The organism is Serratia sp. 3ACOL1, from assembly GCF_003668775.1.
Classification (GTDB): Bacteria; Pseudomonadota; Gammaproteobacteria; order Enterobacterales; family Enterobacteriaceae; genus Chania; species Chania fonticola.
Map to the genome: position 1 here is coordinate 5,462,089 of NZ_CP033055.1, position 26,997 is coordinate 5,489,085.

The 26,997-nt window shown below is 56.0% G+C and carries 16 protein-coding genes and 4 pseudogenes; 13 read left to right on the forward strand and 7 right to left on the reverse strand.

What is annotated here, in order from left to right:
* Nucleotides 1-13: 13 nt before the first annotated feature.
* Entirely contained in the window at nucleotides 14-1,303 is a 1,290-nt protein-coding gene (hemL, locus tag D9980_RS24835) for a glutamate-1-semialdehyde 2,1-aminomutase (RefSeq protein ID WP_024483481.1), read from the reverse strand.
* Between the two features lie 177 nt (nucleotides 1,304-1,480).
* On the opposite strand from hemL, the pseudogene clcA reads away from it, so the two are divergent.
* Together clcA and erpA are read left to right on the forward strand one after the other, a co-directional pair.
* A pseudogene (gene clcA, locus D9980_RS24840) lies at nucleotides 1,481-2,907 on the forward strand (H(+)/Cl(-) exchange transporter ClcA).
* Nucleotides 2,908-2,996: 89 nt separating this feature from the next.
* Entirely contained in the window at nucleotides 2,997-3,341 is a 345-nt protein-coding gene (gene erpA / locus D9980_RS24845) for an iron-sulfur cluster insertion protein ErpA (protein WP_021179368.1), read from the forward strand.
* A 54-nt stretch (nucleotides 3,342-3,395) separates the two neighbouring features.
* Here erpA and D9980_RS24850 read toward each other — a convergent pair whose 3' ends face one another.
* From D9980_RS24850 to mtnN, 4 genes are all read right to left on the reverse strand, one after another.
* Nucleotides 3,396-3,632 (reverse strand): hypothetical protein, encoded by a 237-nt coding sequence (locus tag D9980_RS24850; RefSeq protein ID WP_024483479.1) that lies wholly within the window; start codon nucleotides 3,630-3,632, stop codon nucleotides 3,396-3,398.
* Nucleotides 3,633-3,856: 224 nt separating this feature from the next.
* Nucleotides 3,857-4,471, reverse strand: a complete 615-nt coding sequence (locus tag D9980_RS24855) for a TRIC cation channel family protein (RefSeq protein WP_024483478.1) — start codon at nucleotides 4,469-4,471, stop codon at nucleotides 3,857-3,859.
* On the reverse strand, nucleotides 4,468-5,274 hold the full coding sequence (btuF, locus tag D9980_RS24860) for a vitamin B12 ABC transporter substrate-binding protein BtuF (RefSeq protein ID WP_024529796.1): 807 nt from the start codon (nucleotides 5,272-5,274) through the stop codon (nucleotides 4,468-4,470). Before btuF ends, D9980_RS24855 begins: the two co-directional genes overlap by 4 nt.
* Before the next feature lies 1 nt (nucleotide 5,275).
* Nucleotides 5,276-5,977, reverse strand: a complete 702-nt coding sequence (gene mtnN / locus D9980_RS24865) for a 5'-methylthioadenosine/S-adenosylhomocysteine nucleosidase (RefSeq protein WP_024483476.1) — start codon at nucleotides 5,975-5,977, stop codon at nucleotides 5,276-5,278.
* Nucleotides 5,978-6,115: 138 nt separating this feature from the next.
* On the opposite strand from mtnN, the gene dgt reads away from it, so the two are divergent.
* From dgt to D9980_RS24880, 3 genes are all read left to right on the forward strand, one after another.
* On the forward strand, nucleotides 6,116-7,633 hold the full coding sequence (gene dgt / locus D9980_RS24870) for a dGTPase (RefSeq protein ID WP_121608726.1): 1,518 nt from the start codon (nucleotides 6,116-6,118) through the stop codon (nucleotides 7,631-7,633).
* Nucleotides 7,634-7,825: 192 nt separating this feature from the next.
* Nucleotides 7,826-9,232 carry a serine endoprotease DegP gene (degP, locus tag D9980_RS24875; protein ID WP_024483474.1) on the forward strand — a complete coding sequence of 469 codons (1,407 nt, stop codon included), beginning with the start codon at nucleotides 7,826-7,828 and terminating at the stop codon, nucleotides 9,230-9,232.
* A 178-nt stretch (nucleotides 9,233-9,410) separates the two neighbouring features.
* Entirely contained in the window at nucleotides 9,411-10,565 is a 1,155-nt protein-coding gene (locus D9980_RS24880) for a CdaR family transcriptional regulator (protein ID WP_065687055.1), read from the forward strand.
* 146 nt (nucleotides 10,566-10,711) lie between these two features.
* On the opposite strand, the gene garD is transcribed toward D9980_RS24880, so the two are convergent.
* A complete protein-coding gene (garD, locus tag D9980_RS24885; RefSeq protein WP_121608727.1) occupies nucleotides 10,712-12,283 on the reverse strand; it encodes a galactarate dehydratase in 1,572 nt (523 codons plus the stop codon).
* 509 nt (nucleotides 12,284-12,792) lie between these two features.
* On the opposite strand from garD, the pseudogene D9980_RS24890 reads away from it, so the two are divergent.
* The 4 genes and pseudogenes from D9980_RS24890 to garR all read left to right on the forward strand — a co-directional run bounded on the left by D9980_RS24890 (nucleotide 12,793) and on the right by garR (nucleotide 17,153).
* Nucleotides 12,793-14,084 (forward strand): annotated as a pseudogene (locus tag D9980_RS24890) (MFS transporter).
* 48 nt (nucleotides 14,085-14,132) lie between these two features.
* Nucleotides 14,133-15,463 (forward strand): annotated as a pseudogene (gudD, locus tag D9980_RS24895) (glucarate dehydratase).
* A 21-nt stretch (nucleotides 15,464-15,484) separates the two neighbouring features.
* Nucleotides 15,485-16,258 carry a 2-dehydro-3-deoxyglucarate aldolase gene (gene garL, locus D9980_RS24900; protein WP_121608728.1) on the forward strand — a complete coding sequence of 258 codons (774 nt, stop codon included), beginning with the start codon at nucleotides 15,485-15,487 and terminating at the stop codon, nucleotides 16,256-16,258.
* Nucleotides 16,259-16,268: 10 nt separating this feature from the next.
* Nucleotides 16,269-17,153 (forward strand): 2-hydroxy-3-oxopropionate reductase, encoded by an 885-nt coding sequence (gene garR / locus D9980_RS24905; RefSeq protein ID WP_121608729.1) that lies wholly within the window; start codon nucleotides 16,269-16,271, stop codon nucleotides 17,151-17,153.
* Nucleotides 17,154-17,663: 510 nt separating this feature from the next.
* Here garR and barA read toward each other — a convergent pair.
* Nucleotides 17,664-20,395: pseudogene (barA, locus tag D9980_RS24910) on the reverse strand (two-component sensor histidine kinase BarA).
* Between the two features lie 67 nt (nucleotides 20,396-20,462).
* Between barA and rlmD the strand changes: the two are divergent.
* The 4 genes from rlmD to pyrG all read left to right on the forward strand — a co-directional run bounded on the left by rlmD (nucleotide 20,463) and on the right by pyrG (nucleotide 26,995).
* Nucleotides 20,463-21,800 carry a 23S rRNA (uracil(1939)-C(5))-methyltransferase RlmD gene (gene rlmD, locus D9980_RS24915; protein ID WP_121608730.1) on the forward strand — a complete coding sequence of 446 codons (1,338 nt, stop codon included), beginning with the start codon at nucleotides 20,463-20,465 and terminating at the stop codon, nucleotides 21,798-21,800.
* A 9-nt stretch (nucleotides 21,801-21,809) separates the two neighbouring features.
* Nucleotides 21,810-24,044: a GTP diphosphokinase gene (gene relA / locus D9980_RS24920; protein ID WP_024529806.1), complete on the forward strand. Its 2,235-nt coding sequence runs from the start codon at nucleotides 21,810-21,812 to the stop codon at nucleotides 24,042-24,044.
* A 153-nt stretch (nucleotides 24,045-24,197) separates the two neighbouring features.
* Nucleotides 24,198-24,992, forward strand: a complete 795-nt coding sequence (gene mazG / locus D9980_RS24925; protein ID WP_121608731.1) for a nucleoside triphosphate pyrophosphohydrolase — start codon at nucleotides 24,198-24,200, stop codon at nucleotides 24,990-24,992.
* A gap of 365 nt (nucleotides 24,993-25,357) precedes the next feature.
* A complete protein-coding gene (gene pyrG / locus D9980_RS24930) occupies nucleotides 25,358-26,995 on the forward strand; it encodes a glutamine hydrolyzing CTP synthase (RefSeq protein WP_121608732.1) in 1,638 nt (545 codons plus the stop codon).
* Nucleotides 26,996-26,997: the final 2 nt, after the last annotated feature.

Below are 26,997 nucleotides of genomic sequence, written 5' to 3' on the forward strand. Positions count from 1 at the left end.
GCCCGCCAGAAGATTACAGCTTGGCGAAGCAGCGGCGCGCGGCATCGACGGTGCGCTGAATATCTTCGTCGCTGTGTGCGACAGACATAAAGCCCGCCTCGAATGCCGACGGGGCCAGATAAACCCCCTCATCCAACATCAGATGGAAGAAGCGCTTGAAGCGCTCGACATCGCAACCCATCACGTCCTGATAGCAGGTGACCGTTGGCGCATCGGTAAAGAACAGCCCGAACATGCCGCCTACATGGTTGACGACAAACGGTATGTTCTCTGCCTTGGCCGCCGCCAATAGGCCTTCTGCCAGCTTGTTGGTCAGTTCGGTCAAGGTCTGGTGAATGCCAACCTGGGAAACCTCGGTCAGGCAGGCGAAACCGGCGGCCATGGCAATCGGGTTGCCAGACAGCGTACCAGCCTGATACACCGGCCCGGTAGGTGCCAGTGCGGCCATCACTTCACGGCGGCCACCGAAGGCCCCCACTGGCATCCCTCCACCGATAATTTTGCCCAGGCAGGTCAGGTCTGGTACCACATCGTAATAAGACTGAGCACCGGCCAGCGCGACGCGGAAACCGGTCATCACTTCGTCAATGATCAACAGCGCGCCATACTTGTCACACAGGGCGCGCAGGCCCGGCAGGAAGTCTGGCAGCGGTGGAATGCAGTTCATGTTGCCCGCGACCGGCTCAACGATGATGCAGGCGATCTCTGAAGGGTACTGCTCGAATGCGGTACGCACGGAGTCGAGATCGTTATAGGTACAGGTCAGCGTGTGCTTGGCGAAGTCTGCCGGCACGCCCGGTGAGTTCGGCTGGCCCAGCGTCAGTGCGCCGGAACCGGCTTTTACCAACAGGCAGTCGGCGTGGCCGTGGTAGCAGCCTTCAAACTTGATGATCTTGTCGCGGTTGGTATAGCCACGCGCCAGACGAATGGCGCTCATGGTGGCTTCGGTACCGGAGTTCACCATACGCACCATATCCATGGTTGGGACCAGATTGGTCACCAACTCGGCCATTTTCACTTCCATCTCGGTAGGTGCGCCGAAGCTCAGGCCGCGCTGCGCCGCCTCGATCACCGCATTGCGGATCGCCGGATGGTTATGGCCCAGCACCATCGGGCCCCAGGAACCGACATAATCGATATAGGCTTTACCATCGGCATCAAACAGATAGGCACCGTCGGCACGTTCGATAAACAGCGGGGTACCGCCTACACCGGTGAATGCACGCACTGGGGAGTTGACTCCGCCTGGGATCAGCTGTTGCGCCTGGGCGTACAGACTTTCGGACTTACTGTGTAAGCTCATAAACCGGCTCCTGGGTTTGCTTTTGAATGATTTGACCGCGCTATTCTAGTGGAGAGTACGGAGTTATGAAACGATCATAGACCGATACCTATTTTGAGGGGGCGGTAAGACAACGACTGAGCTAGAATAGCTTACATCGCTATTAGTCTGATTTTTCAATTCAATAATGAACTCACTATGACTGAATTACAGCAACAGCCTCCTGCGGCTTCAGGCGTGCGCCTGACTCGCAACTATAGGGTCCGTCAGTTTATTCGCCAGGATAAAACGCCAGTTGTCATCCTGATCATGGCGGCGGTGGTAGGGACGTTGGCGGGATTGTTGGGCGTCGCTTTTGATAAAGCGGTGGAGTGGGTGCAACAGCAGCGGCTGTCGGGCCTGGCCTCTGTCGCCAACTCCTGGTTCCTGGTGTGGCCGCTGGCGTTTATTTTGTCTGCCGTGCTGGCCGCTTTTGGCTTTTATCTGGTCAAACGTTTTGCGCCAGAGGCGGGGGGTCAGGGATCCCGGAGATCGAAGGGGCACTGGAAGAGTTACGCCCGGTGCGCTGGTGGCGGGTCATCCCGGTGAAATTTATCGGCGGTATGGGGACGCTCGGCGCTGGTATGGTGCTAGGGCGTGAAGGGCCGACGGTACAGATGGGGGCCAATGCCGGGCGAATGGTGCTGGATATTTTCCGTATGCGCAGTGCGGAAGCGCGCCATTCCATGCTGGCCACCGGTGCCGCTGCTGGTCTCTCCGCCGCGTTCAACGCCCCTCTGGCGGGGATCTTGTTCGTTATCGAAGAGATGCGGCCGCAGTTTCGTTACAACCTGATCTCCATCAAGGCGGTGTTTATCGGCGTGATTATGTCGAGCATTGTCTTTCGCATTTTTAATGGTGAAAGTCCGCTGATCGAGGTGGGTAAACTTGCTTCGGCACCGCTCAATACGCTGTGGTTGTACCTGGTGTTGGGGACGGTGTTTGGCGCGGTAGGGGTGATGTTTAACGCACTAGTGTTTCGTACGCAGGATATGTTTGCCCGTTTCCATGGCGGCAAGATGAGCAAGATCCTGCTGATTGGTGCCCTGCTAGGGGGCGTTTGTGGCGTGCTTGGGCTGATCGAGCCAGCAGCAGCGGGTGGCGGTTCGGCCTTGATCCCGATCGCGGCGGCGGGCAATTACAGCGTAGGCATGCTGCTGTTTATCTTTATCGCACGGGTGATCACCACGCTGTTATGCTTCGGCTCAGGCGCACCGGGTGGTATTTTTGCGCCGATGCTCGCCCTGGGGACGCTGCTAGGCACCGCTTTTGGTCTTTTTGGCGCTCACCTGTTCCCTGAATATGGGCTTGAGGCTGGCACCTTTGCTATTGCTGGCATGGGGGCGCTGTTTGCCGCTACCGTGCGTGCCCCGTTAACCGGTATTGTGCTGGTATTGGAAATGACCGATAACTATCAGCTGATTTTGCCGATGATTATTACCTGCCTCGGCGCGACCCTGGTGGCGCAGTTCCTGGGCGGTAAGCCATTGTATTCCGCCATTTTAGCCCGCACCTTACAAAAGCAGCAGCAGGAATTGGCCGAGAAAACAGGTAAAGAAAATACAACAAATGCGGTGAATACTTGAACGCAACACTCAGGTATTAGATAATCAGTACCATTAATCAGGTTACCGTCGTCGTCGCCTGATGTGAAACACTGTTGGGAGTAACGAGTATGAGTGATGAAACAGCACTGCCCCTGCAATTTACCGAGGCAGCAGCAAGCAAGGTGAAATTCCTGATTGCTGACGAAGAGAATCCAAACCTGAAGTTGCGGGTTTACATTACCGGTGGCGGCTGCAGTGGATTCCAGTACGGCTTCACGTTTGATGACAAGATCAACGACGGCGATATGACCATCGAGAAACAGGGCGTTGCGCTGGTGGTTGATCCGATGAGCCTGCAATATCTGGTTGGCGGCGCGGTGGATTACACCGAAGGGTTGGAAGGTTCACGCTTTATCGTGACTAACCCGAATGCCAAAACCACCTGTGGCTGCGGTTCTTCATTCAGTATTTGATCTGCCGCCGTTAAAAAACCCGCCTGCCTGTACGGTGCGCGGGTTTTTTTGTGCCTACCATTCCACGGTGATCAGTTCGCTTTCCCGATCGTCTACTATCCGTTTGCTATGGCTCATCTTCGGCTGCAAGACTGTGCCATTGCCGCATTCTACCTGTGGCGTGTTGCCGGTCGTGGTTACGCTGCAGGTAGGCACAATCGTCAGACTGATACCAATCTTGCCGCTGGTGTTTTCGGCCAGCACACTGCTGCTCAACAACAGTGTGCTGGCGATCAAAAGATTTTTCTTCATGCTTAAACTCAAAACAATACCTATCCGCAGGCCACAGCAATAGGGCCTATCGGCAAAAGTGAACGGAACTTAACGGCGCGGGATAATTTTTAACGAAGAGTTAACCAGATGATTACATTATTCAAGCGCATTTTATTAGCGCAAAATAATAGCACATTGCTTATATAATAGTCGAATATACTGCTTGGCAGGAAAGCCTCCGCCGAAGCTGGCGGAGGCAAGAATTACTGTTCGAGGATAAACGCCGGTAGTTTCAGATGCCAACGAATGGCGGCCAGGCGGATACCCAGCGTGATGATCATCCCCAGCATCATGGCATGCTGTAACGGCATGCCAAAGGTGTAGAACGCCGTGACGTGCACCGTGCCACCGACGATGCAGGCGGTGGCGTAGACTTCAGTTCGCAGGATCATCGGGATCTCGCGGGCCAGCACGTCGCGGATAATCCCGCCGCCGACGCCGGTGATCACTCCCATGCAGACGGCCACCAGCGGTCCACTGCCAGCGGCGAACGCCTTATTGACGCCGATCCCCACGAACACCGCCAGCCCGATGGCATCCAGCACCGGCAGGATCCATTTCGGTAACCGACGCGGCTGGCGTACCAGCAGCAGCGTCAGCACACAGGTGATCATCGCCACCACCAGATCGGTGGGATCCTTTACCCAGAATACCGGGCCGTTGGCGAGCGCCATATCACGGATCGTCCCGCCGCCTACCGCGGTCACTACCCCCAGTACCAATACGCCAAAGGGATCCATCCGTAATTTGCCCGCCAGCAACACGCCGGAAATGGCAAACACCGCAGTACCAAGAATATCCAGCCAAAATACCATCAATGGATCTCCGCCAATTGACCGCATAGTGATTGTGCCGCCAGCATGATGCGTGGCCCGGCACGGTTAAACCAATCTTCCTCAAGGGCAATCACCGGCACGTCCAGCTGTGGGCCCCAGAAGGCTTTCACATTGGCGATCTGCTGGGCATTCCCGCTGATCACGATGGCCTGTGGTTTACGCACCAGCACCTGCTCACGGCTTACCTGCGGCCAAGGCACGGGGCTATCGGCAAAGATATTCTCTGCGCCGCACAAGGACAGCACCTGGCTTTGCAACGTGGCCGCCGAACTGGTGAACAGCGGTTGGGTGCCAAACTGCAGCAGCACAGGCCTTGGCGAATTGCTGGCATAGCGCGTTTTCAGCTCATCTACCTGTTGGCGGAGGCTGGCTGCGGCCTGATGTGCCTGTTCTGGGTGAGGGCTGTACTGCGCCAACGCATCCAGAGATTGGGCGATTTCGTCAATATTCTTGGCATCTGCATAAAAAATCGGGATGCCGAAGGAGGCGAGCTGATCCAATACCCGCTGGGGGTTACCGCCACGCCAGGCGAGAACCAAATCGGGTTTCAACGCCAGGATCCGTTCCAGGTTGATCCCTTGCCAGGAGGCGACCTGTTCCAACTGCTTGGCGGCAGGGGGGTAATCGGAGTAAGCGCTGACGGCCAGCAGGGTATCCCCCATACCGGCCGCGTAGGCAAGCTCCGTGGTGCTCGGTGCCAGGCTGATCACCCGTTGGGCGGCGCTGGCAGGCAGCAGCATCCCCAGGATCAGCCAGCTCAGCAGGGCGCACAGACGCAGCTTCACATTAACCGCGCTTGGCCAGGGCTTGCAGCATGGCATTGACCATCAGCGAGGATTGCTTGGCGGCCACCGCCAGGAACTCGTCGAAGCTCATATGGGATTCACTATCGGCAACGTCGGAAATCGCGCGTACCACCACGAATGGCGTGCCGAACTGATGGCAAACGTGGCCAACGGCGGCGGCTTCCATCTCAACGGCGGCAACGGTTGGGAAGGTGTTGCGGATGCGGGCCAGAGGCTCGGCACCGTTAATGAAGGCGTCACCGCTGCAAATCAGGCCGCGTACCGCGTTCAGGTTAAGCTGTTTGATGCAGTTTTCCGCTAACTCGATCAACGCAGGATCGGCAACGAACGCTGGCGGGCAACCGGCCATCTGGCCCGGCTCATAGCCAAAGGCGGTCACGTCGGCGTCGTGGTAGCGCACTTCTTCAGACACGACGATATCGCCCACGTTCAGCGTAGCGGCCAGGCCACCGGCGGAACCGGTATTGATCACCACATCGGGTTGGCACTGTTCCAGCAGCAGGGTGGTACCTAGAGCAGCCGCCACTTTGCCGATGCCCGATTTGAGCAGGGCGACTTCCACGCCGTTGATTTGGCCGGTATAGATCTCACAACCTGCACGTTGCAGGGTCTGGCGGTTCGCAATTTGCTCGCGCAGCAGGGTAACTTCTTCTTCCATTGCGCCGATGATGCCTACTTTCATAAATAATACTCGCTGATAGGGTATGGAAATTGCGCCATAGTCTATCATGGCTCTGTGAGAGAGATAATCCGCAATACCGTTGCATCCGCCGCCGGGAATTGTTATCACGGAGGGAATGCGCAACGGGAGGAGAAGCAGATGTCCGGGATCGACTTTAAGCAGAAGATCAGCTTTCAGCGGCCTTTTAGCAAGCCGATTGAAGCCGAAGAAGAGTACGACATCATTCGCCAGTTCGAGAGCGATCGCGGTCGCATCGTCAATTCTGCGGCAATACGTCGTTTGCAGCAGAAGACGCAGGTGTTTCCGCTGGAGCGTAACGCGGCGGTGCGCAGCCGTTTGACCCACTCGATGGAAGTGCAACAGGTGGGGCGGCATATTGCCAAAGAGATCCTCAACCGTTTCAAACAGGAAAAGCGTATTGATGCGCTCGGCCTGAGCAAGCTGCTCGATCCTTTCGAGAGCATTGTCGAAATGGCCTGCCTGATGCACGACATCGGCAATCCGCCGTTTGGCCATTTCGGCGAATCTGCCATCAACGACTGGTTCCGCCAGCGGCTCGATCCCGCCAGCTGTGGCAGTGAGCCGGGTAGCCACGATCGTTGCCAGGTAGAGGTGTTACGCCTACATGAGGGGGAGAGCGACCTTAACCGGCTGCGCAGCCGTATTCGCCACGATCTCAGCCACTTTGAGGGCAATGCTCAGGCGATCCGCCTGGTCTACACGTTGCTGAAATTGAACCTGACCTATGCGCAGGTTGGCTGCATCCTGAAATATACCCGTCCGGCCTATTGGGCGAGCGATATTCCCGCCAGCCACAGCTATCTGATGAAGAAGCCGGGGTTTTATCTGGCGGAAGAAGCCTTTGTCGATCGCTTGCGGCGCGAATTACATATGGGAGAGTTCGATCGTTTCCCTCTCACCTATATTATGGAAGCCGCCGATGATATTTCTTATTGCGTGGCCGATCTGGAAGACGCGGTAGAAAAGAACATCTTTACCGTGGAGCAGCTGTATCAGCATTTAACCCAGGAATGGGGCAAGATTGCTCCAGGGGATCTGTTTGATAAGACCGTGGCCAGTGCGTTTCGAAAAATTGAGCGCAGCGCAGCGCGCCGCAGTTCAGAAGATCAGTTCTTTATGTACCTGCGGGTATTTACCGTTGCCAAATTGGTTCCCCATGCGGCCCAGCGGTTTATCGATAACCTGGACGCGGTGTATCACGGCCACTTCAACGGAGCCTTGTTGGAGGATGCCAGCCCGGCTTGCCGCCTGCTCGCTATCTTCAAGAACGTTGCGTTCAAACACGTGTTCAACCACCCGGAAGTGGAGCAGTTGGAACTCCAGGGTTACCGGGTGATCAACGGCCTGCTGGATATTTATAGCCCGCTGCTGGCCATGTCGCTGGCCGATTTCAGCCAGTTGGTGCGGGAAGACAGCCACCGGGCGTTCCCGATTGAAACGCGGCTGTTTCACAAGCTTTCTACCAAACACCGTCTGGCCTATGTCGAGGCGGTGGAAGGTTTGCAGCATCTTTCGGCCGAGCAACAGGCTATTAGGGAGTATTATTTCCGGGCACGGTTGTTACAGGATTATATCAGCGGCATGACCGACCTTTATGCCTATGATGAATATCGTCGTTTAATGGCTGCGGAATAAATTCATGAGATAATTCTCGCTTATTTTGGCGAGATGACTCTCAAGCTGGAACATTATTTCGAGTTTTGTAAAGACCGACAATATTTGTTTACTATTAGCCAGCCGCACCAGGGGAACTTCAGCTAATCAGCAGGCTCTTACTAAGCACCAAGACCCGTTATTCCTATTGAACGACTTTTAAGAGACACACAGATGAAAAAAACAGCACTGGTTTTAAGCGCCCTGGCTTTGAGTATTGGTTTGGCAATGGGTCCGGTAACTACCGCCAATGCCGCAGAAACGGCTTCTGCCTCCACTAGCGCCCAACCGTTGCCAAGCCTGGCACCGATGTTGGAAAAAGTGATGCCTTCAGTGGTAAGCATTAACGTGGAAGGGAGTGCCGCGGTGAATGCGAAAACGGTACAGCAAATGTCGCCGTTCTGCCAGGATGGTTCACCCTTCCAGGGTTCCCCAATGTGCCAAGGTGGCGCACCGGGTGGGCCAACTACCCAGGAAGCCTTTAAAGCCCTGGGTTCAGGCGTCATCATCAACGCGGAAAAAGGCTATGTGGTCACCAACAACCACGTGGTAGACAATGCCAGCAAGATCACGGTGCAATTGAGCGATGGTCGTCGCTTTGAAGCCAAGGTGATCGGCAAGGATCCTCGTTCTGATATCGCGTTGATCCAGCTGAAAGACGCCAAAAACCTGTCGGCGATCAAAATGGCTGATTCCGAGCAGCTGCGCGTGGGTGACTACACCGTGGCGATCGGTAACCCGTATGGCCTGGGTGAAACCGTGACCTCCGGGATCGTTTCTGCCTTGGGGCGTAGCGGTTTGAACATTGAAAACTACGAAAACTTTATCCAGACCGATGCGGCGATCAACCGGGGTAACTCCGGCGGTGCGTTGGTTAACCTGAATGGTGAGCTGGTTGGCATTAACACCGCGATCCTGGCGCCGGACGGCGGCAACATCGGTATCGGTTTTGCTATTCCAAGCAACATGGTGAAAAACCTGACCTCGCAAATGGTGGAATACGGCCAGGTGAAACGCGGTGAGCTGGGCATTATGGGTACCGAGCTGAACTCCGAGCTGGCGCAAGCGATGAAAGTGGATGCCCAGCGTGGCGCATTCGTCAGCCAGGTTGTGCCGAAATCCTCCGCTGCCAAGGCTGGTATCAAGGCCGGTGACGTGATTGTCACCCTGAACGGTAAAGCCATCTCCAGCTTTGCGTCGTTCCGTGCCGAGATCGGCAGCTTGCCGGTGGGCACCAAGATGGCGCTGGGCATTATCCGCGACGGCAAGCCAGTGTCCATTGACGTTACGCTTCAGCAAAGCAGCCAGGAGCAGGTTGATTCCAGCAATATTTACACCGGTATTGAAGGTGCAGAACTGAGCAACAGCACCGATAAAGTGAAAGGTGTGAAGATTGAGAAGGTGAAACCTGGCAGTGCCGCTGCGCGCATCGGGCTGAAAAAAGGCGACGTGATCATGGGTGTGAACCAGCAGCCAATCAATAACCTGGGCGAACTGCGTAAGGTGCTCGACAGCAAGCCTGCGGTGTTGGCGTTGAACATCCAACGTGGTGACTCGACGCTGTATCTGCTGATGCAGTAATGTTGTCCCGTTGTTCTACAGAGGCACGCTACGGCGTGCCTTTTTTTATGGCTAAAAACTGTGAGTTTGAACACAACTTGTGCCCGGCCAAAACGCATTTGGGCATCTGCACAATGTGCCAGTAGAGGCGCGTCGGTATGCTGAACGTTGGTTTATCATCCGACGGGGATAAGACGCAATGGCGGAGTATCATCTTGATGCCAAGCTAGCCAGGGAAATTGTCGCTCGCACCATGAAAATTATTGATAGCAATATCAACGTGATGGACAACCGTGGCCGGATTATTGGCAGTGGCGACCCTGAGCGGCTGGGGGAACTGCATGAAGGGGCATTGCTGGTGCTATCTCAGGCCAGGGTGGTCGCTATCGACGATGCCGTTGCCCGTCATTTGCACGGCGTTCGGCCCGGTATTAATCTGCCGTTGCACGTTGACGGGAATATCGTTGGGGTCATCGGCCTGACCGGCGATCCGGTGCAACTGCGGCAGTACGGTGAACTGGTCTGCATGACCGCTGAAATGATGCTGGAGCAGGCGCGATTGTTGAGTTTGTTGGCGCAGGACAGCCGCTTTCGTGAAGAGTTTGTGTTGAACCTGATCCGTACGGAGGAGTTGTCACCGGCCTTGATGGAATGGGCGCACCGCTTGGGGATAGATCCCAACCAACCCCGCGTCGCGGCGGTAGTAGAGGTGGATAGCGGCCAGTTGGGGGTCGACAGCGCCATGGCCGAGTTGCAGCAGTTACAGGAGCTGCTGACGCTACCTGAACGTGACAACCTGATCGCCATTGTTTCTCTCAGCGAGATGGTGGTACTTAAACCGGCGCTGAATCACCACGGGCGCTGGGATGCGGAGGCCCACCGGCGGCGAGTGGAGAATCTGCTGGTGCGGATCAATGAAAGCAGCCGTTTGCGAGTGCGTATTGCGCTCGGCAACTATTTCATTGGCCCAGGCAGCCTGGTGCGTTCCTACCGCACTGCGCGTACCACCATGGCCGTTGGCAAGCAGCGCATGCCTGGGCGGTGGGCCTATTATTATCAGGATCTGATGCTGCCGGTGTTGCTGGGCAGCCTGCGTAGCGGTTGGCAGGCGGATGAGCTGGCTCGGCCGTTGGAGCGTTTAAAGGCCATGGACGGAAATGGATTGTTATTGCGTACCTTAAATGCCTGGTTCCTGAATAATGTGCAGCCCACCGCGACCGCCAAGGCACTCTATATTCACCGCAATACGCTGGAGTATCGTCTCAATCGCATTTCCGAGCTGACTGGGTTGAACCTCGCCAATTTCGATGCTCGCCTCTTGCTGTATGTGGGGTTACAGCTGGATGAAGACTAGCCTAGCTGTCCGCCAGCCTCAACCTTCAGGTGTCGCGGTAATTAAACCACCAGCTAATACGGGATCGAGGTCCCGCTAAGAAGTGAAACAGTGGCACATTCGGTTCCCTCTCCTTGGGGAGAGGGTTAGGGTGAGGGGCGTTGCACTCAAGTAACAGGTGCCGGGTTAAATACCGCCAACGCGTTGAACAAACCCCATCGATCTGACCAGGTTTGCTTGCGGCCGCTGGCGATATCCAGGATCAGCTCAAACAGTTGCCAACCCACCTGCTCAATGGTCGCCTCCCCGGTGGCGATAGTTCCGGCGTTGATATCGATCAGATCGTGCCAGCGTTCAGCCAGCGCGCTGCGCGTTGCCATTTTGATCACCGGCACGGCAGTCAGGCCGTAAGGGGTTCCCCGGCCGGTAGTGAACACTTGCACCGTAATGCCGGAAGCCAACTGCTGCGTGCCGCAAACAAAGTCGCTGGCGGGAGTGGCGGCATAAATCAGCCCACGTTTGCTGGGGCGTTGACCAGGGGAGAGCACTTCGACAATCGCGCTACTGCCAGATTTGGCAATTGAGCCTAATGCCTTTTCAACCACGTTGGCCAAACCGCCTTTCTTGTTGCCGGGTGAAGGGTTGGCGCTGCGATCGGTTTGCCCTTGGTTGAGGTAATCGTCATACCAGGCCATCTCCTCCAGTAAGCGCTTGCCAACGTGTTGATCGGCGACCCGTGGGGTTAACAGGTGGATGGCATCACGCACTTCGGTGACTTCGGAGAACATCACGGTTGCCCCGCAGCGTACCAGCAGGTCGGAAGCAAAACCTACCGCCGGGTTAGCCGTCACCCCGGAAAAGGCATCGCTACCGCCACATTGCATCCCCACCACCAGCTCTGAGGCCGGCACGGTTTCCCGCTGGCGACGGTTCAGGCGTTGCAGGTGCTGCTCTGCAACGGCCAGAATATCGGCCACCATGGCCTGAAACCCAACGTGCTTCTCATCCTGCAGGCGCACAATCCGGCTTTCGTCCACGGTAATGGGTTGGACATCTGGGGTTCCCTGCAGCAGGCGTTCCGGCTGCAACTTTTCGCAGCCTAGCCCCACCACCATCACTTCGCCGCCAAAGTTTGGGTTGAGCGCCAGATTATGTAGGGTGCGGATAGGGACCACCGCGGCGGGAGCATTGATAGCGACGCCGCAGCCATAGAGATGATTCAGACCCACCACTCCGTCGACGTTGGGGTATTTCACCAGTAGGTCGCGCTCAATGATTTTCACCACATAATCCACCACACCGGCCACGCAGTGCACGCTGGTGGTGATAGCCAACAGGTTCTTGCTGCCAACGCTGCCATCGGCATTACGGTAGCCTTCAAAGGTATAACCTTCCAGGGGCGGTAATGCCTGGGGTACATTGTTGGCGAGTGGCAGGCTGGCCAACTCGGGTGCCGGAGGAAGCAGCACCAGCGATTCATCAATCCAACTGCCACGGCGAATATCCCGTGCGGCAAAGCCAATCACTTCGCCATAGCGCAAAATAGTGCCGTTTTGAGGAATATCTTGCAGCGCAACTTTATGCCCTTGGGGAATATGTTCCAATAATGTCAGACCGCATGGGAAGCTTGCCCCTTTAGGCAGCCCATGGTCATTAACCACAATGGCGACGTTATCTTGCCGATGAACCTGAATATAGCGCGGTAATGCTTTAATACTGCCAACTGCATATTCGGACATAGTGAAACCTCACGTACTCTGATTTATGTATGCCGTGGGTAATAATCGAAAAACTGGCTCAGCAAAAAGCATAACATTCGCAATTGTGTCGGGCATTATGCAAATGACCTAGATTTGGCGTTTCCCGGGCGTCAATCTTTGGCATTGTGCTAATCCGCTGTGAGATAGCTCACGCAACTGGGGGATCCGTGAGCCAGCCCGCGCCCGATTGGGCATACGCCATAAACAAGCCGCCATATTAGCCCTGTTATTGGGTTATTTGCCCGATGAGTCCCGGCAGCCGGTTCCCTATACTTTTCTCCACCAAGCGTTAATGCGTTTAAAAATTGCCGATGCCGTATTAATCGAACTGCTCAAAAAAGGCTGCAATTTAATTTAAACCTTTCGTTCTGAGATATTTTTAGCGGTTTTTCAGGATGAATATAGTAATGCAGGAGAGCACCATGTCTACTATCAGCGCTGCCAACAGTGCCATCAAGCGAACCAATAAGCGTTACTGGATCGTGGTAATGCTGTTTATCGTCACCTCATTTAACTATGGCGATCGTGCCACGCTTTCTATTGCCGGTACCGCAATGGCTCAGGATATTGGCCTAGATCCGGTTGGAATGGGTTATATCTTTTCGGCGTTTTCCTGGGCCTATGTGATTGGCCAGATCCCCGGTGGCTGGTTACTGGATCGCTTCGGCTCCAAACGGGTCTACTTCTGGAGCATCTTCATCTGGTCGCTGTTTACCTTGCTGCAAGGCTTCGTGGATATCTTCAGCGGTTTTGGCATCGTGATAGCGCTGTTTGCGCTGCGCTTCCTGGTCGGCCTGGCAGAAGCACCGTCATTCCCCGGCAACAGCCGGATTGTCGCCGCCTGGTTCCCTGCCCATGAACGTGGCACGGCGGTATCAATCTTCAACTCGGCCCAATACTTTGCCACGGTGATCTTCGCACCGATCATGGGCTGGCTGACGCATGCCGTTGGCTGGTCGCACGTGTTCTTCTTTATGGGGGGCTGGGCATCATCCTGAGCTTTGTCTGGCTTAAGGTGCTGCACAATCCCAAAGACCACCCCAGCATCAACCAGGCCGAACTGGACTATATCGAAGCCGGCGGTGCCTTGATCAATATGGATCAGAAACAGGCCACACAGGTGAAGGTCAAAGGCGAGAAGTGGTTCCAGATCAAGCAGCTGCTGCAATCGCGCATGATGATTGGCGTCTATATCGGCCAGTACTGCATCAATGCGCTGACCTATTTCTTTATCACCTGGTTCCCGGTGTATCTGGTGCAGGCGCGGGGGATGTCGATCCTCAAGGCTGGCTTTGTTGCCTCGGTTCCGGCCATTTGTGGTTTTGTCGGTGGGGTGCTCGGCGGCGTGATTTCCGACTACCTGATGCGCCGTACCCAGTCGCTGACCTTCGCCCGTAAAACGCCGATCGTGCTGGGCATGCTGTTGTCGATGTCGATGATCTTCTGCAACTACGTTGAAACCGAGTGGATGGTGGTGGGCATCATGGCCGCTGCGTTCTTCGGCAAGGGGCTGGGCGCGCTGGGGTGGGCAGTGATGGCAGATACCGCCCCCAAAGAGATCAGCGGCCTGAGCGGTGGCCTGTTCAATATGTTCGGCAATATCTCCGGCATCGTCACGCCGATCGCCATCGGCTACATCATTGGTACCACCGGATCGTTTAACGGCGCGCTGGTCTACGTCGGGATCCATGCACTGTTGGCGGTGGCCAGCTACCTGTTCATCGTGGGGGATATCAAGCGTATCGAACTGAAACCGATGGCCAAGGCCAGCAGGCAGTGACACGGCGGCGAGTTTGGCAATTGAACCCACAATTTTGAGGACATCTCTATGACTACAGCACCAAAAATTACTGCCATGCAGGTTGTTCCGGTGGCCGGTTACGACAGCATGCTGCTCAATCTCAGCGGCGCTCACGCCCCATTCTTCACCCGTAATATCGTGATCTTGCAGGATAACGCCGGTAACACCGGGCTAGGGGAGATCCCAGGAGGCGAGAAAATCCGCCAGACCCTGGAAGAGGCTCAGTCCCTGGTGGTTGGCAAAACCCTGGGGAATACAAGAACGTGATGAACCGGGTGCGCGAACGCTTTGCCGATCGGGATGCCAGCGGGCGCGGCCTACAAACCTTCGATTTGCGTACCACCATCCACGTGGTGACCGGCATTGAAGCGGCGATGCTGGATCTGCTGGGGCAATTCCTTGATGTGCCGGTAGCTGCCCTGTTAGGGGATGGGCAGCAGCGTGACTCGGTGGAAATGCTGGGTTATCTGTTTTATGTCGGCGATCGCAACAAAACGCCGCTGCCTTACCAGAGCCAGCCGGATGATGCCTGCGACTGGTATCGCCTGCGTCATGAACAAGCGCTGACGCCGCAAAGCATTGTGCGCCTGGCAGAAGCGGCTTTTGATAAGTACGGCTTCAACGATTTCAAGCTAAAGGGCGGCGTATTGGCGGGCAGTGAAGAGGCCGAAGCCGTCACGGCGTTGGCGCAGCGTTTTCCTCAGGCACGTATTACGCTCGATCCCAACGGCGCCTGGTCGCTGAAGGAGGCGATCGTGCTCGGCAAACAGCTGCGTAACGTGCTGGCCTATGCCGAAGATCCTTGCGGGGCAGAGCAGGGCTTCTCCGGGCGGGAAGTGATGGCGGAGTTCCGCCGTGCCACTGGCCTACCTACCGCGACCAATATGATCGCCACGGATTGGCGGCAGATGGGGCACACGCTGCAGTTGCAGTCGGTGGATATCCCATTGGCGGATCCTCATTTCTGGACCATGCAGGGATCGGTGCGCGTTGCGCAGATGTGCCATGAGTTCGGCCTGACCTGGGGCTCACACTCCAATAACCACTTCGATATCTCGTTGGCGATGTTCACCCATGTGGCCGCGGCGGCACCGGGCAACATTGCGGCGATCGACACCCATTGGATCTGGCAGGAGGGCAACCAACGGCTGACGCGGGAACCGCTGCAGATTGTCGGTGGCCGCGTACAGGTTCCACAACGGCCAGGATTGGGGATCGAACTGGATCGGGATCGTTTGATGCAGGGCCATGAGCTTTACCAGAAACACGGGCTTGGAGCACGCGACGACGCGCAGGGTATGCAGTACCTCATCCCTGGCTGGATCTTTGATAACAAACGCCCGTGCCTGGTGCGTTAATCCGTCTACAGAGGAAATCTCATGAAGAGCTGCCATAACCCTTTTCGTCAATCGTTGCTCGCGGGTGAAACCCTGATCGGCTGCTGGTCTGCGCTTGCCAACCCGATCTCCACCGAAGTCTTGGGGCTGGCTGGTTTTGACTGGCTGGTGCTGGATGGCGAGCATGCGCCGAATGACATAGGCACTTTCGTGCCACAACTGATGGCGCTGAAGGGCAGCCCTAGCGCCGCAGTGGTACGCCCGCCCTGCAACGAACCGGTGATTATCAAACGCCTGCTGGATATCGGTTTCTATAACTTTCTGATCCCGTTTGTGGAAAGTGCCGAGCAGGCACAACAGGCGGTAGCGTCGACGCGTTATCCCCCTGCGGGGATCCGTGGGGTCTCTGTGTCACACCGCAGCAACGGTTACGGCACCGTGCCGGACTATTTCGCCCAGATCAACCAGCAGATTGCGGTGCTGGTGCAGATCGAAAGCCAGCAGGGTGTCGATAACCTGGATGCGATAGCTGGCGTTGAGGGCGTTGACGGCATCTTTGTCGGGCCGGGGGATCTTTCCGCCGCTTTGGGATATCTCGGCCAGCCTAATCACCCGGAGGTGCAGGCGGTGATCCGTCATATTTTCGAGCGTGCCAGCGCGCACGGTAAAGCCAGTGGCATTTTGGCACCGGCTGAGGCTGATGCTCGCCGTTATCTGGAATGGGGAGCCAGGTTCGTGGCCGTTGGTAGCGATCTTGGTGTATTCCGCACGGCCACGCAGGCCTTGTGCGATCGGTTTAAACAGGGTGTTGAATAAGGAGTACAGGATGAAAATTGGATTTATTGGCTTGGGGATTATGGGGAAACCCATGAGTAAAAACCTGCTGCAGGCGGGTTATTCGCTGGTGGTGATGGACCGCAATGCCGAAGCGGTGGCTGAACTGGCCGCACTGGGTGCCGATGTTGCCGCCACACCAAAGGCGGTGGCCGCACTGAGTGATATCGTGATCACCATGTTGCCTAACTCACCGCAGGTGCGGGAAGTGGCATTGGGAGAAAATGGCCTTATTGAGGGAGCCAAAGCGGGGAGCGTGCTGATAGACATGAGCTCTATTGCTCCATTGGCAAGCCGTGAAATCAGCGAAGCACTGGCTACCAAACAGATTGCCATGCTGGATGCACCGGTGAGCGGTGGTGAGCCTAAGGCGATCGATGCCACATTGTCGGTGATGGTGGGCGGCGATAAAGAGGTGTTTGATCGCTGTTTTGACGTGATGAAAACCATGGCAGGTTCGGTGGTGCATACCGGCGATATTGGCGCTGGCAACGTCACCAAGCTGGCGAATCAGGTGATCGTGGCGCTGAATATAGCGGCCATGTCCGAGGCGCTGGTGTTGGCGACCAAGGCCGGGGTTAATCCAGATTTGGTATTCCAAGCGATCCGCGGTGGGCTGGCGGGCAGCACGGTGTTGGAAGCCAAGGCACCGATGTTGATGGATCGCAATTTCAAACCGGGTTTCCGCATTGACTTGCACATCAAGGATCTGGCCAACGCGCTGGATACCTCCCATGGCGTGGGGGCACAGCTACCACTGACCGCTGCGGTGATGGAAATGATGCAGGCTCTGCGCGCCGATGGTCTGGGCAATGCCGATCACAGCGCACTGGCGTGTTATTACGAAAAGTTGGCCAAGGCAGAGGTTACGCGATAGGGGCAGCAGAGTACTGGTTAGTTAAGGTGACGCCCCTCACCCCAACCCTCTCCCGTAGGGCTGTCTCTTATACACATCTCAAGTTGCGGTCAAATGGCCGTAATTTGAGAAACATAGCAGGCTGATTTTAAAGAGAATTTTTCCGAGTGCCCTATTGATTTGCTTGAAATAATTCCCATAAAAAACAGTAAGATGCCGAGTTGTGTATAAGAGACAGCCCGTAGGGAGAGGGAGCTGTCCGGAGTTGTGGCAAGGTGCGGTGCTCAATCTGTTAGCTGGGTAAATGATGTGGTCTAGTAATATTGAACACTAATTAAGGTTTTTTTAGCCGCATGCTTTTCTTTGGCATGTGGGAGCTGTTCGGAGTTGTGGCAAGGTGCTGTGTTAATCTGTTAGCTGGGTAAAAGGTGGTTGGTTTAGTGCCATGGTCAGGTAAGTTTCTGCAACAAATAGCGAGCTCGATCGGTCCCCTCTCCCTGTGGGAGAGGGTTAGGGTGAGGGGCGTCTAGCTTATCCCAACTGGAACTTCGCTTCCGTCTCCACCAGCTCAATCTCATCCAACAGCTCCAGCCATTCCGGTTCTAAATCACCGTTGCTGACACCCTGACGCAGTTGCTGCTCAAGATAGAAGCAGAGTTGCTTCAGGCGCGGAACGCCGCTGTAGCTGCAACTGCCGTGCAGCTTGTGGATCAGATCGAGAATGGTGTCGTCCTCTTCTCCTTCCAGCACGGCTTTTACCCGATCGCTGACCTGCGGCAGGAACTCAATCAGCATCTGCAACAGATCGCGCGCCAGATCCTCTTTATTGGCGGCCTGGCGCAATGCCAACGGCCAATCCAGCGATAACGGTGGTTCAGCTGGGCTACGCAGCTGGGCTGCCTCTGGTTCAAGTTCGACGGTGTGATAACGGGAGAGCACCCGTGTCAGCATGGCTTCGTCAATCGGCTTGGCCAGATAGTCATCCATGCCGGCCTGCAACAGGTGTTCGCGCTCGCCGCTCACCGCATGGGCGGTTACGGCGACGATCGGCGTGGAGTTGTGATGCGGCATCTGGCGGATCAGCTCACTGGCGCGGATGCCGTCAATGTTCGGCATCTGAATATCCATCAGGATCATATCCAGCACGTTATCACGTGCCAGCACGATGGCCTCCTCACCGCTTTCGCACAGCAGCGTCTTTTCTACCTGCTCGGCCAGCAAGGCACCGATCAGCTTCAGGTTGGCCGGGTTATCATCGACTGCCATCACCGTCAGCGGTAAGCGTCTATGTACCTTTGGCGCGTTCTGACGCAGCGGGGCCTCCAGACGCAGTAACGGATACAGGCGATTACTGCTGATCGGTTTGGTCAGGCAGCCGATAGCGCCCAGCTTTTTCATTTTTTCGGCATCGATCTGCGACTGGCTAGGCACCGCCAGGATCACCCGATCGGCAAGTTTCAGCGACTCCAGCAGCTTGTCTCGATGCTGGCCGTTAGCATCCCGATAAGGGATCGGTACGCCTGCCAACAGGAAGTCATAATGATTTTTCGGCAATTGCCCCAGGGTTGGCGAATGGGTTACCACCAAATGGGTGACGCTCAACATATTCAGTGTTGCCTGGGCAGCCGTTGGGTTGGCTTCGATATAGGCCAACGTCTTACCGCGCAAATCCGGTAGACTTGGTGGCAGCGACAACATGCCTTCGTTGAGATCGAGGGTGATGTGGAACCAGAAGGTCGAGCCACGGTTGAGTTGGCTGTGGAAGTTGATATCCCCCCCATCTCTTTCACCAGCTTCTGGGTGATCACCAGGCCCAGCCCAGTACCGCCATGGCGGCGCGAGATGCTGGCATCTGCCTGGCGGAAGGCCTGGAACAGCTGCGATTGCTGGCGTTCAGCAATCCCGATGCCGGTATCGTGGATCTGCACTTCCAGCTCCACTTGGCGTTCCAACTGGTTACGTAGCTCGACGCGGATATCGATATTGCCGGTTTCGGTGAACTTCACTGCATTGCCGAGCAAATTGGTGATCACCTGTTGTAGCCGCAGTGAATCGCCAATCACCTGCTCTGGCACATCGTTTTGCACATCCAGGGTCAGCTCCAGCCCTTTGTCGTGTGCGCTAGGGGCCAGCAGTACCAGCACCTCATCCAGCGTTTCACGCAGCGAGAACGGAATGTGTTCCAGGATCAGTTTGCCAGCCTCCAGCTTGGAGAAGTCCAGCACGTCGTTGATGATGGTCAGCAGGTTGTTGGCCGAGCGTTCGATAGTTTGCAGATAGTCGGTCTGGGTGGCGCTCAGGTCGGTTTTCAGCGTCTGGCGGGTAAAGCCGATCACCCCGTTGAGCGGAGTACGCAGCTCATGGGACATATTGGCCAGGAATTCCGATTTGATACGGGCGGCTTCCTGCGCGCGTTTCTTCGCCAGATCCAGCTCAACGTTCTGGATCTCCATTTGTTCCAGCGTTTCACGCAGATCGGAGGTGGCTTGGTCGATGTTCTGCTGCATCTCCTCGTGATAGGCGGTCAGCGACATCGCCATCGAGTTGATGCCGTTTTTCAGCATTTGCAGCTCGCCGAGCATAAAGCCTTCGACCCGGCTATCTAACTGGCCCCGGCGGATACGGTCGACGGTGTTGACCATATTGCGGATCGGGCCGGTGACGTCGCGCATCAGGCGGTAGGCAAACAGAATGGCAATACACATACACAACAACAGCAGCAGGGTAGAAACGAACACCTCTTTATATTGCTGTAGGCGAACCGATTGCAGATCCAGCTCGATCGCCACATAGCCGAGATTGCTGTCGGGATGTGCCTCCTCGCTGGTGCCTTCGTCCGGGAACTGCGACTCCGACAGGATTGGCGTGCGCAGGATCAGTGAATCGCCGCGCCGGGTCAGCATCATATCGGTAGGCACCGGCACACCTTTGGGTAACTGCAACTGGGTATAATTGTGATGATAGTTGGAGGTGACAAACAGGTTGTTCTGCGCATCAAACACGGTGATCGCCCGGACGATATCCGAATGGCGGCGATGCAGCAGGCTGACCAGTTGCCGCACCGACTCACGGCTGCGGAAGGTCATGCCATATTCGCTGGCGACGGCCAGAGGTTCGATGATGCTGGCACCGGCATCGACCAATTGCTCCTGCAGCTCGTTGTAGCGGTGCACTACAAAGAAGGTGCTGAGCAGCAGACCGATCAATAAAGTCGGTGCCAGGATCAGGATCATCATGCGCGCGCGCAAGCTGTATTTGGTCATGGGATTCCAATGTGGGAGAATTGGAGGCTAATCTTAAGCTGAATTAACCAACACACAATCAATAATTATGGCGCAATTCTACTCTCCGAAACGCCGCGTGACGACCCGGCAAGCTTCACAAATATTCACGGTGACGGTAACGGACCTCGATCCATTTGGCCAGGGAGTGGCGCGCCATGAAGGCAAAGCGGTATTTGTCCCCGGAGTTTTACCGGGGGAACAGGCCGAAATCCAGTTAACGCAGGACAAACGACAGTTCGCCAAAGGTCAACTCAGGCAACTGTTAAATTGCAGCATACAACGTGTTGAGCCGCGCTGCCCACACTTTGGTGTGTGCGGAGGTTGCCAGCAGCAGCATGTCTCCGAGGCGCTGCAACAGCAAAGCAAGGCGGCGGCGCTGGGGCGCTTGATCTGCCGCGAAACCGGGGTGACGCCGCAACAGGAACCGGTGATTGCCGGGCCACAATATGGCTACCGTCGGCGGGCGCGGCTGGGGTTACAGTGGCAACCCCAGCAGCATCGTTTGCTGATGGGTTTTCACCAGGCCGCCTCGTCCGATCTGGTGGCGGTGAAGCAGTGCCCGGTATTGGCACCGGAACTGGAACGGCTGCTGGTACCGTTGTATCAATGTCTGATCGGCTTGCAGGCCGTGCAGCGTCTGGGCCATGCGGAGCTGGTGTTGGCGGATAACGGACCGGTGCTGGTGTTGCGCCACCTGGATGTGCTCAAGCAGGGCGATCGTCAGGCTTTGCAGCAGTTTGCCCAGCAAAATGGCACCACCGTTTATTTGGCACCGGACAGCGATCGGCTGGAAAAACTGTGCGGTGAAGCGCCGTATTATCAGGTTGACGGGCTACGCTTAGACTTCAATCCGCGCGATTTTATTCAGGTAAATGATGCGGTAAATCAGCAAATGGTGGCTCAGGCCCTTGAATGGCTCGAGATTGAGCCCAATGATCGCATATTGGATCTGTTTTGTGGCATGGGCAACTTTACCCTGCCGCTGGCCAAGCGGGCCAAGGCGGTGGTCGGGATTGAAGGTGTTGCCACGCTGGTAGCGAATGGGCAATATAATGCCGATAGGAATAGGCTCAGTAATGTCTCCTTTTTCCATGAAAATCTGGAAGATGACGTTGCGCGACAACCATGGGCAGCACAGGGATTTGATAAGGTGATGCTGGATCCAGCCCGCGCAGGTGCGGCTGGGGTGATGTCACATATTGTAAAACTGGCGCCAGAGCGCGTGGTGTATATATCCTGTAACCCCACGACATTGGCACGCGACAGCAAAGTGTTGCTGGACGCCGGTTATCGTCTTGCGCGTGTGCGGATGTTGGATATGTTCCCGCACACGGGGCATCTTGAATCCATGGCGCTGTTTATCCACGGGTCGCGGAAAAAGTAGGGAGAAGTTATGGTCGCGGTAAGAACTGCACATCTGAATACGGCGGGTGAATTCGCGCTTGATGACTGGATAGCCAGCCTGGGGTTGCCCAACCCGCAGTCAGGTGAGCGATTAGCCGCAACCTGGCGTTACTGTGAACAGCAGACGAAAGACCATCCCGATGCGCCGTTGCTGCTATGGCGTGGCCTGGAGATGGTGGAGATCCTCTCGACCCTCAGCATGGATAACGACAGTATGCGCGCGGCGCTGCTGTTCCCGCTGGTGGACGCGGCGATCGTTCCTGAAGCCACCCTCACCGAAGAGTTCGGTGCCGGCATTACCTCCCTGGTGCATGGCGTACGCGATATGGACGCCATCCGCCAACTGAAAGCCACCCACAACGACTCGATGGGTTCCGAGCAGGTCGATAACGTGCGCCGCATGCTGCTGGCGATGGTGGAAGATTTCCGCTGCGTGGTGATCAAGCTGGCAGAGCGCATTGCCCACCTGCGTGAAGTGAAGGATGCGCCGGAAGACGAACGCGTGCTGGCGGCCAAAGAGTGTTCCAATATCTACGCCCCGCTGGCCAACCGCCTCGGCATTGGCCAGTTGAAATGGGAACTGGAAGATTTCTGCTTCCGCTATCTGCATCCCGATGAATACAAACGCATTGCCAAGCTGCTGCATGAACGCCGTATCGATCGCGAGCAGTTTATTGATGACTTCGTGGCTTCATTGCATAGCGCGATGGAGATCGAAGGCATCAAGGCGGACATTTATGGCCGCCCGAAACACATTTACAGCATCTGGCGCAAGATGCAGAAGAAATCGCTGGCGTTCGACGAGCTGTTCGACGTGCGTGCGGTGCGCGTAGTGGTGGAGCGCCTGCAGGATTGCTATGCGGCGTTAGGCATCGTCCATACCCATTTCCGCCATCTGCCGGATGAGTTTGACGACTACGTCGCCAACCCGAAACCGAACGGCTATCAGTCGATCCATACCGTGGTGCTCGGGCCGCGTGGCAAAACGCTGGAGATCCAGATCCGCACCCGCCAGATGCACGAAGATGCCGAGCTGGGCGTCGCTGCACACTGGAAATACAAAGAAGGCGCGGTGGTTACGGCGCGTTCCGGCTACGAAGAACGTATTGCCTGGCTGCGTAAGCTGATCGCCTGGCAGGAAGAGATGGCGGACTCGGGCGAAATGCTCGACGAAGTGCGCAGCCAGGTGTTCGACGATCGCGTCTACGTGTTTACGCCGAAGGGCGACGTGGTGGATCTGCCAGCCGGCTCCACGCCGCTGGACTTTGCCTACCATATCCACAGCGACGTCGGCCACCGCTGTATCGGTGCCAAGATCGGCGGCCGTATCGTGCCCTTCACCTACCAACTGCAGATGGGCGATCAGATTGAAATCATCACTCAGAAGCAGCCGAACCCGAGCCGCGACTGGCTGAACCCGAACCTGGGCTATGTCACCACCAGCCGTGGGCGCTCCAAGATCCACAACTGGTTCCGCAAGCAGGATCGCGATAAAAACATCCTGGCCGGGCGGCAGATGTTGGACAACGAGCTGGAACACCTCGGTATCAGCCTGCGGGAAGCCGAAAAGCTGCTGATCCCACGTTATAACGTCAACTCGCTGGATGAAGTGTTGGCGGGCATTGGCGGCGGCGATATCCGTCTGAACCAGATGGTGAACTTCCTGCAGGGCAAGCTCAACAAGCCTAGCGCCGAGGAGCAGGATCGCGAAGCGTTACGCCAACTGACCCAGCAGAAAGCCCCGGCAACCTCGGCCCGCAGCAAAGATAATGGCCGCGTGGTGGTCGAAGGCGTCGGCAATCTGATGCACCACATTGCTCGCTGCTGCCAGCCAATCCCGGGTGACGACATTGTCGGCTTTATCACCCAGGGGCGCGGGATCTCGATCCACCGTGCGGATTGCGATCAACTGGCGGAGCTACAGTCTCACGCGCCGGAACGTATCGTGGATGCGGTCTGGGGGGAAAGCTACTCCAGCGGTTATTCGCTGGTGGTGCGCGTCGTGGCCAACGATCGCAGCGGTTTGCTGCGTGATATCACCACTATCCTGGCCAACGAGAAGGTCAACGTATTGGGCGTCGCCAGCCGCAGCGACACCAAAAAGCAGTTGGCCACCATCGATATGGACATCGAAATCTATAACCAGGTGGTGCTGGGCCGCGTGCTGGCCAAGCTCAATCAACTGCCCGACGTTATCGACGCCAAACGCCTGCACGGCGCTTGATTTTTCTTTTTTGCTCAAGGGGCAGCATACTGACAATGTTGCACCCGTTTCCCAATGTAGGGGCGCTGCATGCCGCGCCCATTCAGATATCAATGGAACGGGCGCAGCATGCGGCGCCCCTACGTGGTGAGCCTAATTATTCAGAGACTCAACATGACCCAACCTATGCCGTTACAACGCCTGCTGACCATTATGAAAACCCTGCGCGATCCGCAGGTGGGTTGCCCGTGGGATCGTAAGCAGACCTTCGCCACCATCGCGCCTTACACCTTGGAAGAAACCTACGAAGTGCTGGATGCCATTGAGCGCCAGGACTATGCCGATCTGCGTGATGAACTGGGCGATCTGCTGTTCCAGGTGGTGTTTTATGCCCAGATGGGGCAGGAGCAGGGGCTGTTTGACTTCGATCAGGTGTGTAACGCCATCAGCGACAAGCTGGAGCGCCGTCACCCGCATATCTTCGGTGAGGCAGAGGCAGCAGACAGCGCGGCGGTTTCCGCCCGCTGGGAGCAGTTGAAGGCGGGAGAACGGGCAGAGAAAGCGCTGCACTCGGCGCTGGATGATATTCCCAACGCCTTACCGGCGCTGATGAAGGCTCATAAAATCCAGAAGCGCTGTGCCGCGGTCGGCTTCGACTGGAACACCTTGGGGCCGGTCGTAGGCAAAGTGTATGAAGAGCTGGATGAAGTGATGCACGAAGCCCAGCAAGCGGTGGTAGACGAGCAGAAGCTGGAAGAGGAGATTGGCGATCTGCTGTTTGCCACGGTCAATCTTTCCCGCCATCTGGGGCATAAAGCGGAAAAGGCATTGCAGGTGGCCAACCGCAAGTTTGAACGCCGTTTCCGCCAGGTTGAGGAGATCGTGCAAAGCCGCGGTCTGACAATGCAGGAAGCCACGTTGGAGCAGATGGAAGAGGCCTGGCAGCAGGTCAAACGCCTGGAAAACTAATTGCTCATCGCGTTGTCCTAACTGTGTCGCTTGTTTGATCGGCGACAATATTTACTCAAGCTGAAACGGTTAAGCTCGAGTTGTGGATTGCTGAATCTGGTTTAACCGGCAGAAAAGCTCAACAAACTGAAATCTAAGGTGTTTTATTGCATCAAAAGTCGGTTTGCACGCAGTTTTTTACGCTAACTCATTGTTTCTAAAAGGCTCTAAAACAGGGGCCGAACGATTAAACCGGGATGAACTCACGAGGGTGGCAGAGATGATGGCAGGTAAAACGATCGTTTGTAGGTCAAGAGAGGTTCGGGTATACTACTTTCCCGTCTTGGTTCTTCCATCGTCTTTAAACCTAAACTCTCAGGTTCAGCATGACAACTAACTATATTTTTGTAACCGGCGGGGTCGTATCCTCTCTGGGTAAAGGCATTGCCGCAGCCTCCTTGGCGGCTATTCTTGAAGCCCGTGGCCTCAACGTTACCATCATGAAACTGGACCCGTACATCAACGTGGATCCGGGCACCATGAGCCCGATTCAGCATGGGGAAGTTTTCGTCACCGAAGACGGGGCAGAAACCGATCTGGATCTGGGTCACTACGAGCGCTTCATCCGTACCAAAATGACGCGTCGTAACAACTTCACCACCGGGCGTATCTACTCTGATGTGCTGCGCAAAGAGCGCCGTGGCGACTACTTGGGTGCCACCGTACAGGTGATCCCACACATCACCAATGCCATTAAAGAACGCATTATCGAAGGCGGCGAAGGCCACGATGTGGTGCTGGTCGAAATCGGCGGCACCGTCGGCGATATCGAATCCCTGCCGTTCCTGGAAGCCATTCGTCAGATGGCCGTCGAAGTGGGCCGTGAGCACACTCTGTACATGCATTTGACGCTGGTGCCATACCTGGCTGCCGCGGGTGAAGTGAAAACCAAACCTACCCAGCATTCGGTAAAAGAGCTGCTTTCCATCGGTATTCAGCCAGATGTGCTGATCTGCCGTTCCGATCGCGCAGTTCCTGCTAATGAACGCGCTAAAATCGCTCTTTTCTGTAACGTACCGGAAAAAGCGGTTATCTCCCTGAAAGACGTTGATTCCATTTATAAAATCCCAGGCCTCTTGAAATCTCAGGGCTTGGATGATTATATTTGTAAACGATTCAGCCTGACACCGCCGGAAGCCAATCTGGGCGAGTGGGAGCAGGTGATCTACGAAGAAGCCAATCCAGGCGGCGAAGTGACCATCGGGATGGTCGGCAAATATGTCGAACTGCCAGATGCTTACAAGTCGGTGATCGAAGCGCTCAAGCACGGTGGCTTGAAAAACCGTCTGACCGTCAACATCAAGCTGATCGATTCGCAGGATGTTGAAACCCGCGGCGTTGAAGTGCTGAAAGATCTGGATGCAATCCTGATCCCTGGCGGCTTTGGCTATCGTGGCGTGGAAGGCAAGGTGATGACCGCACGCTACGCGCGTGAAAACAAAATTCCTTACCTGGGCATTTGCCTGGGTATGCAGGTGGCGTTGATGGAGTTTGCGCGCAACGTGGCGGGGATGGAAGATGCTAACTCCACCGAATTTGTGCCAGACTGTAAGTACCCGGTTGTCGCATTGATCACCGAGTGGCGTGACGAAGACGGCAACGTCGAAGTCCGTACCGAAGAAAGCGATCTGGGCGGCACGATGCGCGTCGGTGGCCAGCAATGCCACCTGACCGACAACAGCCTGGTGCGCAAGATGTACGGCGAACCAACCATCGTGGAACGTCACCGTCACCGTTACGAAGTCAACAACATGCTGTTGAAGCCGATCGAAGCCGCGGGTATGCGTGTGGCAGGTCGTTCTGCGGATAACAAGCTGGTTGAGATTATTGAATTGCCTGATCATCCGTGGTTTGTGGCTTGTCAGTTCCATCCGGAATTTACGTCGACGCCGCGTGATGGACATCCGTTGTTCGCTGGCTTTGTCAAGGCGGCTGGTGAGCACCAGAAGCGTCAGGTGAAATAAGA